Annotated in this window: 10 protein-coding genes; 3 read left to right on the forward strand and 7 right to left on the reverse strand. The window is 71.2% G+C overall.

The window, feature by feature from the left end; all coding sequences use genetic code 11:
- Positions 1-2: 2 nt before the first annotated feature.
- Positions 3-821 carry a maleylpyruvate isomerase family mycothiol-dependent enzyme gene (locus tag VMI11_00845; protein ID HTY70953.1) on the forward strand — a complete coding sequence of 273 codons (819 nt, stop codon included), beginning with the start codon at positions 3-5 and terminating at the stop codon, positions 819-821.
- Here VMI11_00845 and VMI11_00850 read toward each other — a convergent pair.
- Both VMI11_00850 and VMI11_00855 read right to left on the reverse strand, forming a co-directional pair.
- Positions 799-1,608 carry a citryl-CoA lyase gene (locus VMI11_00850; GenBank protein ID HTY70954.1) on the reverse strand — a complete coding sequence of 270 codons (810 nt, stop codon included), beginning with the start codon at positions 1,606-1,608 and terminating at the stop codon, positions 799-801. The two genes, VMI11_00845 and VMI11_00850, sit on opposite strands and share 23 nt — an antisense overlap.
- Positions 1,605-3,140, reverse strand: coding sequence for an AMP-binding protein (locus tag VMI11_00855; protein HTY70955.1), 1,536 nt, complete (start codon positions 3,138-3,140; stop codon positions 1,605-1,607). Before VMI11_00855 ends, VMI11_00850 begins: the two co-directional genes overlap by 4 nt.
- Before the next feature lie 120 nt (positions 3,141-3,260).
- Here VMI11_00855 and VMI11_00860 point away from each other — a divergent pair, with 120 nt between their 5' ends.
- Together VMI11_00860 and VMI11_00865 are read left to right on the forward strand one after the other, a co-directional pair.
- The gene (locus VMI11_00860; protein HTY70956.1) at positions 3,261-3,983 is read left to right on the forward strand and encodes a CPBP family intramembrane glutamic endopeptidase; all 723 of its coding nucleotides are present in this window, start codon (positions 3,261-3,263) and stop codon (positions 3,981-3,983) included.
- A gap of 81 nt (positions 3,984-4,064) precedes the next feature.
- The gene (locus VMI11_00865) at positions 4,065-4,574 is read left to right on the forward strand and encodes a hypothetical protein (protein HTY70957.1); all 510 of its coding nucleotides are present in this window, start codon (positions 4,065-4,067) and stop codon (positions 4,572-4,574) included.
- Between the two features lie 57 nt (positions 4,575-4,631).
- Here the strand turns inward: VMI11_00865 and VMI11_00870 are convergent, their stop codons facing one another.
- The 5 genes from VMI11_00870 to VMI11_00890 all read right to left on the reverse strand — a co-directional run.
- Positions 4,632-5,207 (reverse strand): DUF1269 domain-containing protein, encoded by a 576-nt coding sequence (locus VMI11_00870; protein HTY70958.1) that lies wholly within the window; start codon positions 5,205-5,207, stop codon positions 4,632-4,634.
- A gap of 109 nt (positions 5,208-5,316) precedes the next feature.
- Entirely contained in the window at positions 5,317-7,239 is a 1,923-nt protein-coding gene (locus VMI11_00875) for an ABC transporter ATP-binding protein (protein HTY70959.1), read from the reverse strand.
- Positions 7,240-7,286: 47 nt separating this feature from the next.
- Complete coding sequence (locus VMI11_00880; protein ID HTY70960.1) at positions 7,287-9,020, reverse strand: ABC transporter ATP-binding protein; 1,734 nt, start codon at positions 9,018-9,020, stop codon at positions 7,287-7,289.
- Positions 9,014-9,613 (reverse strand): TetR/AcrR family transcriptional regulator, encoded by a 600-nt coding sequence (locus tag VMI11_00885; GenBank protein ID HTY70961.1) that lies wholly within the window; start codon positions 9,611-9,613, stop codon positions 9,014-9,016. Before VMI11_00885 ends, VMI11_00880 begins: the two co-directional genes overlap by 7 nt.
- Positions 9,614-9,656: 43 nt before the next feature.
- Positions 9,657-10,508: HAMP domain-containing sensor histidine kinase (locus VMI11_00890; protein HTY70962.1), on the reverse strand; the 852-nt coding region annotated here is incomplete at its 5' end.

Genomic DNA, 10,508 nt, shown 5'->3' on the forward strand with positions numbered 1-10,508 from the left:
CGATGAGCGAGTGGAACGCGATGACCTACGAGGGCAAGGACACGATCCTGCGCGTCGTGCGTGAGGAGGCCGAGGCCATGTTCGCGATGGCCGACGACCCCGCCGCCTGGGAGAGGCCCACGCCCTGCGCCGGATGGACGACCCGCGACATCGTCGGGCACATCGTGGACACCACCGAGGGCTACTTCCGGGCCTTCGACGCGGCTCGCGGCACGACCGAGGTCCCCGCGCCGACGTACGGCCTCAAGGTCATGGCCGACATGGCCAACGAGGGCGCGACCCGGTTCAGGGGAGTGCCCCAGGCCGAGCTGATGGAGCGGCTGCGCGCCGACTTCCACAAGATGCAGGAGATCCTCCAGCCGTTGGGCCCGGATGAGTGGACCGGGCTGATCGTGACTCACCCGTACATGGGCCCCGTCCCCGCGTTCTTCTACGCCGCCGGGCAGCTGATGGACTACGGCGTCCACTCCTGGGACATCCGTCAGGGCAGCGGGCGCGCGCACGGGCTGGGCGGCGACGCCGCCGACCTGCTGGTGCCGTTCATGTTCGAGATCTGGCGGGCCACGGTCCGCCCCGAGGACGTCACCGAGGCGTTCACGCTGGGCATCCGCGTCGGTGGGCGCAACGCCGGCGACTTCCGGATCTCGGTGGACGGCAACGGGCTGGCGTACGAGCCCGGCGAGATCGAGAGCCTGCCGGCCTACCTGGAGTTCGACGCCGGGAGCCTCGTGCTCACGGCCTTCGGCCGCGGCAACTTCGGCACCCTCCGCGGCGACCGGGACCTCGCCGAGCGGTGGCTCAACCTGTTCTTCCGGATCTAGCGTCCAAGTCCTCCGGCGGGACGTACCTGACGGCCCGGTCGATGTCGTCGTAGATCTCCATGCCCAAGGGGTGACGCATCTCCTCGGCCAGATGGCCGAGGAGACCGGCGGTGCGGGCCAGCAAGGCGAACCCGCGCAGCACGCCGACCGGCAGGCCGATGTCGCACAGTGCCGCGCCGCACGCCCCGGCACCGTTGATCGGCAGCGGGCGGCCGATGATCTCGGGGTGCACCCGGCCCACCGCGGCGAGCAGGGCCAGGTGCGGTCCGAGACATCCCTCCTCCTCGGCGATGCCGAAGAGCACGGGAGTACGCGGATCCTGCTCCTTGTGCAAGGGGTGGCCGAGCCCTGGGACGTACCGTCCGGACGCCCGGCGACCCTGCACCGCCGTGCGGGCGAGGTCGTCGAAGCCCTCGGGAGTGCTCGGTTGTGCGCCGACGCCGGACAATGCTTCGGCCAGGAACGCACCGCAGTCCTCGGTGACTCCGAGGAAGCGTGACCCGCCGCCGAGGAGGCCGGCGGCAACCGCCCCCTGAACCGACTCGGGAGCACCGGTCAGGGTCAGCCGGGCCGCGACGGCCGATGGCGTGAACCCATGGTCGGCCAGTGCGACGAGCACCGCCTCCAGGACCCGCAGCTGGCCCGGCGTCGGTCGGCGCTGAGCCACCAGCCAGTACGACAACTCGGCGAACCCGACCCTGCCCATGAGCTCCCCGGCGAGGTCGTGCCCGAGCAGCTGGATGGACGTGGCGTCGGCCGTCCCGATGGACGTGCGGTACTCGGTCATGTGCCCTCCTGCTCACGACGTTGCGCGTCGTACTCCTCGGGTGGGTGCCCGCCCGGCAGTCGGTGCTTGGCGACCCGCGCGGTGGGGGTCCGCGGCAGGGCCTCGATCTGCTGCCAGTACCGCGGGACCTTGAACGCCGAGAGCCGTTCGGCGACCCAGGTACGGAGTGCCTCGAGGTCCAGGAGGCGGCCGGGCCGGGCGACGACGTACGCCTTCACCTCCTCCTCGGAGAGCTCCGACGCCACGCCGACGACGGCGACCTCGAGCACGTCGGGATGGGAGGCGATGGCGTCCTCCACCTCCGCCGGCGAGAGAAGCTGCCCGCGACGGCGCAGCACCTCCTTCTTGCGGGCGACGAAGGTGTAGGTGCCGTCGGCGTTGACCGTGACGAGGTCCCCGGTCCGAAGCCAGCCGTCGACGAGGGTGCGGGCCGTCTCCTCGGGCATCTGCCAGTACCCGGGGGTGACGGTCGGGTTGCGCAGCTGCAGCTCCCCCGTCCCCCCGACCGCCACCTCATGGCCCTCCTCGTCGAGCACCCGGGCCTCGTTGACCACGCCGAGGCGCGGGTGCTGGCGGGGCGTGCCGAGGGTCCCGAACGGTCGCGTGCCTCGGGCCCAGATCAGCCCGTACGTCGACTCGGACATCCCGTAGCCGCACACGACGCGCAGTCCGAAGCGCGCCTCGAACTCCTCCTGGCGCTCCTTGGCCGGCGAGGGGCCGGTGTAGCACAACCGGAGCGGGTTGTCGGCGTCGTCGGGCCGCCCCGGCTGACGCAGGAGGATCTCGAGCATCGCGCCGATCGCGTTGAACTCCGTCGCGCCGTGGCGGCGGGCGGCGTCGAGGAACCCGCTCGCCGAGAACCGCGGGAGCAGAACCAGCCCGGCACCGCACGCCAGGGAGCCCAGCACCGAGTAGGCGGGGGCGTTGACGTGGAACAGCGGCAGGCACGTCAGCAGGCGATCCTCGCCGGTGAGCTCCATCCAGAAGGGGAAGCCCTCGCCGGCCCACGCGTAGGCCCGGTGCGTCTGCATGACCAGCTTCGAGCGACCCGTGGTGCCGGACGTCGGGATGAGGACGACCAGGTCGTCGGGGGAGACGCCGTTGCGCGGGCTCCCGCTCACCGGGCGGGTCCAGTCCTCGACGAGGACGTCCACGTCGAGCACCGGCGCCGCCCCCGGGCCCGCCTCCTCGGCGGCGGCGCGCAGCGACTCGTCGGTGAGCACGAACGACGGACGTACCTGCTCGAGGAACCCTTGCAGCTCGGCCGGTCGAAGCGCCGGGTCGACGGGAACGGTCACCGCGCCCAGTGACGACAGCGCCAGCCAGGCCAGCAGGTACGGCGGCGTCGTGCGCGCCGTCACGAGGACGAGGTCGCGGGGCCGCACGCCCTGTTCGTCGAGCCGCTCCGCGAGGGCGGCCACCTGGCCGGCAGCCGTGGCGAAGCTCGCGGTGCCGGCGTCGGTACGCAGCCAGATCCCGGCGGGGTCTCGTTCGGCGGCCGCGAGCAACAGCTGCGGGATCGTGTCAGGCACCGGCGCCCCGGGACGGACGACGCGGCCAGCCGACCGCACGCGACATCGAGGACGACTTCGGCATGCCGGTCAGTCTGACCCACAGTGCGACGGCACGGGGGTTGCTGGTGGAATGACCCGGTGACGCCGGGCCTCGCGACGCAGCGGCGCTCCATGGTGGTCGTCGCGGTCGTCGTGGTCCTGCTCCTGGCCGGAGCGCAGCTGCTCGCCCACCTCGGGGGACCCGCGGCGACGTGGCTGGTCGCCGTCGCCTCGCTGCTCGGCATGGTGGTCGCTCGGCGCGCAGGGTTGACGTGGGCGGAGCTCGGACTGGCCCGAGACCGTTGGCGTGCGGGAGCGCGGTACGGCCTCGCGGCCGCCGGCCTCGTCGTGGCCGCCGTGGCCGTGGTCGCCGCGCTCCCCCTCACGAGGGCCGCGTTCGACGACGAGCGCTACCAGTTCGGCTTCGCGCACGCACTCCTCGTCGCCCTCGTGCTCGTCCCGCTCCGCACGGTGGTCCCGGAGGAGCTGGCCTTCCGCGGTGTGCTGCTCGCCGTCTTCCGCCGGGCCTACGGCACCCGCATCGCCGTCATCGTGTCCTCACTGTTGTTCGGGCTCTGGCACGTGTCGTCCTCCCTGCACCTCGCGCAGGACAACAAGGCGGTAGGCGGCCCACTCGGTTCCGGGGCTGCCGGGCAGGCGCTGGGCGTGGTGGGCGCGGTGCTGGCGACGACCGCCGTCGGGTTCGTCTTCTGCTGGCTGCGCCTGCGAAGCGACAGCCTGCTGGCCCCGATCGGGCTGCACTGGGCCCTGAACGGCGCGGGCGTGCTCGCAGTGTCCGCGGTGTGGTCGCTGACCCGCTGACGCGATCTCCCTTCAGCCAGCCCTAGGGTGTCTGCGGGGTGGGCGGCGACCGGACGACCCGCAGAGACGAGGAACCAGGACATGGACAAGGCGACGCTCGCGGTGCTGAACGACAGCGAGAGACGGCTGTACCTCGAGACCGAGCGCGCTGCGCTGGAGGCGCTCGACGAGGACGGCGTGCTCGCTCTCCACGACCGGATCCGCAAGGCCCGCAACAAGTACACGAGCCAGTACCGGCGTCAGGCGAGCGCGCGAGTTGGCCAGGCGGGCGGACGAGGCAAGGCGCGACCCACCAACACGCTGGCCAGGAGCAAGGCGGAGGCCTTCGAGGACGCACTCGCCCGGGTGAGTCGTCGACTCACGGCGCTCGCTCGCCAGGAGGCCGCTCGGCTGCGCTCCGAGCGGCTTGCAGCCGCGCGGGCGGAGAAGGTGCCGGCGGTGCGCCCTCCCACCCCGCGGGCGTCGGGCGGGCGCGACGTCACCGATCGCCCACGAGGCGACCGTGATCTTCGATCGCCGGCCAGTGCCAAGCGTCGCGCATCGACGAAGGCGGCAACCGCCCGACGTCAGGCGGCACGAGACGGCCGATGACTCGGCCGTCTCGTGCCGCAGGAGCGCCCTGGACGCCCTTTCGAACCTGCCCCAGGCTCAGTCGCTCGTGGACTCCTCGGTCTCGGCCTCCTTGGCCGCCGCCTTGATGTCCTTGGCCACCACGCTGTCGACGGTCGACTCGACGATCGCGTTTGCGGCCTCGAGGGCCTTGCGGATCTCGACCGCGCCGGGGTCCGACACCAGCGCGACGAGGCCGGAGTGGCCCGGCTGGATGGAGTTCTGCAGCTCATCTTCGAGCTCGCTCTTGTGGTGCAGCTGGCGCAGCTTGCCGATACCCGCGCCCGCCGCGCCCACCACCGCCGCGCTGCCGATGATCGACGGCGGGAACAGCACACCGAGCACGGCACCGCCGACGATGCCCCATGTCAGGCCCCGCTTGGTGCTGTGGTCGGTGGCCTTCTGTACCTCGAACTCCCCGCTCTCGCTCCGCTTGACGACGACGACCCCTTCGATCTCCACGTGGCGGCCGTCCTCGATCGACTTGAGGTCCTCGTAGGCCTTCCAGGCGGAGTCGGTGTCGTCGAAGTCCGCGACGAACAGGGTGTACGCCCCGTCGGTGATGGCGGCGGCGACGATCCCCGCCTGGTCCATGGCGCCCATCTGCTCAGACATGCCCTCACTCCAACCCGACGCGCGCGGGTCGCGCGTCACTGATCCGACGCTATCGCGTCGCCACAGCGCGCAGAGCCGGGTCCCCCATCGGGCCAACTCCCCGAGAAGGTCAGTCGACCTCGGCGAGGGCGCCGACGAACTGGGCGTTGTGCAGCCTCGCGTACGCGCCGCCGCGTGCCATGAGCTCCTCGTGGGTGCCCTGCTCGACGACGCGGCCGGCCTCGACGACGAGGATCAGGTCGGCGTCGCGGATGGTCGAGAGGCGGTGCGCGATCACGAAGCTCGTCCGGTCGGTGCGAAGGGCGGCCATGGCCTTCTGCAGCAGCAGCTCGGTCCTCGTGTCCACCGAGCTCGTCGCCTCGTCCAGGATCAGCAACGACGGGTCGGAGAGGAACGCCCGCGCGATCGTCACGAGCTGGCGCTCCCCAGCGGAGAGATTGCTGCCCTCGTCGTCGATGCGGGTGTCGTAGCCGTCCGGGAGCGAGTGCACGAAGCGGTCGACGTACGTCGCTCGTGCGGCGTCGCGGATCTGCTCCTCCGTCGCGCCCGGGCGGCCGTAGGCGATGTTGTCGCGAATCGTCCCGGCGAACAGCCAGGTGTCCTGGAGCACCATGCCGATCCGGCTGCGAAGGTCCTCCCGTCGAAGCGTCGAGATGTCCACGCCATCAAGGGTGATCCGGCCGGAGTCGACCTCGTAGAAGCGCATGATCAGGTTGACCAGTGTCGTCTTGCCCGCCCCGGTGGGACCGACGATCGCGACCGAATGCCCCGGCACGGCGACGAGCGAGAGGTCGTCGATCAGCGGGGCGTCCGGGGTGTAACGGAAGCTCACGTGCTCGAACTCGACGCGACCGCGGGGCGGCGCGAGCTGCGCGGGACGGACGGGGTCGGGGCTCTGCTCATCGGCGTCGAGGAGGTCGAAGACCCGCTCGGCGGAGGCAACGCCCGACTGCAGCAGGTTCGACATCGAGGCGACCTGGGTCAGCGGCTGGGTGAACTGGCGCGAGTACTGGATGAAGGCCTGGACGTCGCCGAGCGACAACGTCCCCGAGGCGACCTTGAGACCGCCGAAGACCGCGATGAGCACGTAGTTCAGGTTCCCGATGAACATGATCGACGGCATGATGATGCCGGAGAGGAACTGCGCCCTGAAGCTGGCCTGGAACAAGGCTTCGTTGCGCTCGGCGAAGACCTCCTCCGCGTCCTGCTGGTGACCGAAGACCTGCACCAGCGCGTGACCGGTGAAGACCTCCTCGACGTGGCTGTTGAGCCGACCGGTCTGCCCCCACTGCTGGACGAACAGCGGCTGGGACCGCTTCGCGATCACCCCTGTGATGACGATGGACAACGGCACCGAGACCAGCGCGATGAGGGCAAGCTGCCAGGAGATGAGCACCATCATCGTGAGGACGCCCACGAGGGTGAGCAGCGAGTTGAGCAGCTGGCTCATGGTCTGCTGCATGGTCTGCTGGATGTTGTCGATGTCGTTGGTGACCCGGCTGAGGATCTCCCCGCGTGGCCGGCCGTCGAAGTAGCTGAGCGGCAGGCGGTGCAGCTTGTCCTCGACGTCCGATCGCAGCCTCAGCACGGTGCGCTGGACGACCCCGTTGAGGATCCAGGCCTGCCCCCACATGAGGGTCGCCGCTCCGAGGTAGACCAGCACAGCGAGTGTCAAAGTCCTAGCGAGCGCGTCGAAGTCGATCCCCTGGCCCGGGATGACGTGCATCCCGGACAGCAGGTCGGCGAAGCCGTTCTGCCCTCTCGCACGCGCGGCCTCGATCGCCTGCTGCTGGGTGATCCCGGCCGGCAGGTGCTGTCCGATGAGACCCTCGAAGATGAGGTTGGTCGCGTGCCCGAGGATCCGCGGGCCGAGGACCGCGAGGCTCACCGACGCGACGGTGAGGACGACGACCAGGGTCGCGAGGACGCGTTCGGGGCGGAGCTGGCCGAGCAGGCGGCGGGCGGACGGCCAGAAGTCCAACGACTTCTCGGCGGGCATCCCCGCGGCCATCGCCGCCGCGGGACCTCGCATCACCGGCGGGCGGGGCGGTGCCGTGCGGGGCGGTGCCGTCTGGTGGCTCATGCCGCCGCCTCCGCCGGGATCTGGGAGGTGACGATCTCGGCGTAGGTCGGGCAGGTCTCCAGGAGCTCGGCATGGGTGCCGCTCCCGACGAGGGCTCCGTCCTCCAGCACCAGGATCTGGTCGGCCTCCAGGATCGTGGAGACACGCTGCGCGACAACGAGGACGGTCGCGTCCGCCGTCAGCGGCCGCAGGGCCGCGCGCAGCCGCGCGTCGGTGGCCAGGTCGAGCGCGGAGAAGGCGTCGTCGAACAGGTAGATCTCCGGGGTCCGGATGATGGCGCGGGCGATCGCCAGCCGCTGCCGCTGGCCGCCGGAGAAGTTGGTCCCGCCCTGGGAGACCGGCGCCTCGAGCCCGTCGGGGAGCTCGCGGACGAAGTCATCCGCCTGGGCGGTTCGCAGTGCGGCCCACATCTGCTCCTCGGTCGCCTCCGGACGGCCGTACCGCAGGTTGCTGGCGACCGTGCCGGAGAACAGGTACGCCCGCTGCGGCACGAGCCCGATCCGGGCGTGGAGCACGGCCGGGTCGAGGCGGGTGACGTCGACGCCGTCGACCAGCACCATGCCGGCTGTGGCGTCGAAGAGCCGCGGCACGAGCGAGAGCAGCGTCGTCTTGCCCGACCCCGTGCTCCCGATGATCGCGGTCATCTGACCGGGCCTGGCCACGAAGGAGATGTCGCGCAGCACCGGAGCATCCGCACCGGGATAGCTGAAGGAGACTCCTCGCAGCTCGACGGTGCCGGTGGTCACCGTGGCGCGGACCGGCTCCGCCGGCGGGACCACCGACGGCTCGGTGCCGAGGACGTCCATGATGCGGTCCGCGCACACGGCGGCGCGCGGAACCATGACGATCATGAAGGTCGCCATCATGATCGACATGAGGATCTGCATGAGGTAGCTGAGGAACGCCGTGAGGGCCCCGATCTGCATCTGCCCCGACTCGACGCGGTGCCCGCCCACCCACAGCACGGCGACGCTGGACAGGTTCAGCACCAGCATCACGGTCGGGAACATGAAGGCCATCAGCCGACCGACGCGCACGGCCGTGTCGGTGAGCTGGCCGTTCGCGGTGGCGAAACGGTCTCGTTCCACGGGCTCGCGCACGAACGCGCGGACCACCCGGATGCCGCTGATCTGCTCGCGCAGCACCCGGTTGACCGTGTCGATGCGCGCCTGCATGAGCCGGAACTGCGGGATCATCCGCGTCACGAGGATGGAGATCGCGGTCACGAGCACCGAGACGCTGACCACGATGAGCCAGGCCAGGCCGAGGTCCTGCCGCAGCGCCATGATGACGCCGCCGACGCACATGATCGGCGCCGACACCATGAGCGTGCACGTGAGCAGCACGAGCATCTGCACCTGCTGCACGTCGTTGGTGTTCCGCGTGATCAACGACGGGGCCCCGAACCGGCCGATCTCGCGCGCGGAGAACGCCCCGACGGAGTGGAACAGCGCCGCGCGGGTGTCCCGGCCGAACCCCATCGACGTCAGCGCGCCGAACCACACGGCGGTGACGGTGCAGACGACCTGGACGAGGGTCACCCCCAGCATGACCACGCCGACGTGCACGATGTAGGAGGTGTTCCCGGTAGCCACGCCGTTGTCGATGATGTCGGCGTTGAGGGTGGGCAGGTACAGCGCCGCGAGCGTCCCGAGGAACTGCAGCACGACGACCGCGGCCAGCGGCTTGGCGTAGGGCCGGAGGTAGATCCGCAGGAGACGGGTCAGCACGGCTTCGCCCCCGGAGACGGGTCGGCCCGCAGGATGCCGTACGTCAGCAGGTCGACGATCTCCTCGGTCGACAAGGGCGCGTGCTCGGTGATGACCGGATGGGTCGCCGCGAAGGTCACCAGCCTGATGAGCCGAGCCGCCTCCGTCGGCCGGTAGCGCAGCTCCTGGGAGCCGGGGGTCAGCACCTCGGCGACCACGCCGAGGACTGCTCGGTTCGCCTCCTCGCGGCCGGCGTCACCCCGGGGCGGTCGATGCAGCCCCACCGACGTCACCAGCTCGAAGACCGAGCCCAGCCGCCGTCTCAGCACCTCCACGACGGCTGCCACGCGCTGCGCGAGTGGCAGCCCAGCGTCGAGCGCGCGCAGCTCGGCGAGAACGGCGTCGGGACGCAGCTCACGGTCGACGACGGCGTCGATGATGGCGTCCTTGTCGGGGAAGACGTGGAACAACGTGCCCTCGGAGACGCCCGCTGCCGCGGCGATCTGGCCGGTGGTGACCGCACGGCCCTGTCGGCGCACCAAGGGGGTCGCCGCCTCGACGATGACCTCCCGGCGCTGGGCCGCCGGCAGCCGCCGGGCACGTACCTGGGTCATTCCTCGACGGTAATTGAGTGATCACTCAATTACAAGCGGGGGTTCAGGCCGGCGGACCGAGCTCGACCATGACGCGCAGGCCACCCCCCTCCCCCGACGCCAGACGCAACCAGCCGCCGGAGGCCTCGGCGCTGCGACGGACGATGTCGAGGCCCAGCCCCGACGACCCCGCTGTCGACTGGCCGCGCTCGATGAGGTCCAACGCCGGTATCCCCGGCCCCTCGTCGGTCACGACGAGCAGGGCCCCGCCTCCGGGGCGAGGGAGCAGTCGGACCTCCACCCCGGTCCCGTCCGGCGTGTGCGCGAAGACGTTGCCGAGCAGGGCGTCGACCAGGACCGACAGGTCGTCCCGGGCGAGGCGCACCGGGACAGCGCGCTCCGGGACGTCCATGGTGAAGCGCCGGTCGGTGTCCTCGGCGAGCACGGACCAGAATCCGACCCGTTCGCGGACGGTCTGGGCGGCGTCGCAATGAGCCGACACCCCCTCTCTGACGGGTCTGCGCGCCTCGGAGATGAGCTGGTCGACGCTGCGGGACAGCTCGGCGACGTCTCGTGAGAGCCGGTCCCGCTCCACGGGGTCGCCGAGCTCCTCCGCGTCGAGGCGCAGCGCGGTCACCGGTGTCCGGAGCCGGTGGGAGAGGTCCGCCACGCTCTCTCGCTCCTGGCGCAGGAGGTCCTCGATGGTGACCGCCAGCCGGTTCTCCGCCCGCCCCGCGGCAGCCACCTCGGGAGGCCCGCCCGGGCGTACCCGCGCGCTCAGATCCCCCTCGCCGAGCCGCGTCGCGGTCTCGGTCAGCGAGTGCACCGGCCCCAGGAAGGAGCGTGCCAGCCGGTCGGCCACGAGCAGGGCGAGGGCCAGCAGCGTCACGCCCAGGGCGCCGAGGACCAGCCACGC

It is taken from the genome of Actinomycetes bacterium, from assembly GCA_035506535.1.
In the GTDB taxonomy this organism is placed as follows: domain Bacteria; phylum Actinomycetota; class Actinomycetes; order DATJPE01; family DATJPE01; genus DATJPE01.

Excerpts from the sequence above, each read along its gene's own strand:
- VMI11_00885 (HTY70961.1), bottom strand. The coding sequence starts at position 9,613 with ATGACCCAGGTACGTGCCCGGCGGCTGCCGGCGGCCCAGCGCCGGGAG.
- VMI11_00870 (HTY70958.1), bottom strand. The coding sequence starts at position 5,207 with ATGTCTGAGCAGATGGGCGCCATGGACCAGGCGGGGATCGTCGCCGCC.
- VMI11_00875 (HTY70959.1), bottom strand. The coding sequence starts at position 7,239 with ATGCGAGGTCCCGCGGCGGCGATGGCCGCGGGGATGCCCGCCGAGAAG.
- VMI11_00845 (HTY70953.1), top strand. The coding sequence starts at position 3 with ATGAGCGAGTGGAACGCGATGACCTACGAGGGCAAGGACACGATCCTG.
- VMI11_00850 (HTY70954.1), bottom strand. The coding sequence starts at position 1,608 with ATGACCGAGTACCGCACGTCCATCGGGACGGCCGACGCCACGTCCATC.
- VMI11_00865 (HTY70957.1), top strand. The coding sequence starts at position 4,065 with ATGGACAAGGCGACGCTCGCGGTGCTGAACGACAGCGAGAGACGGCTG.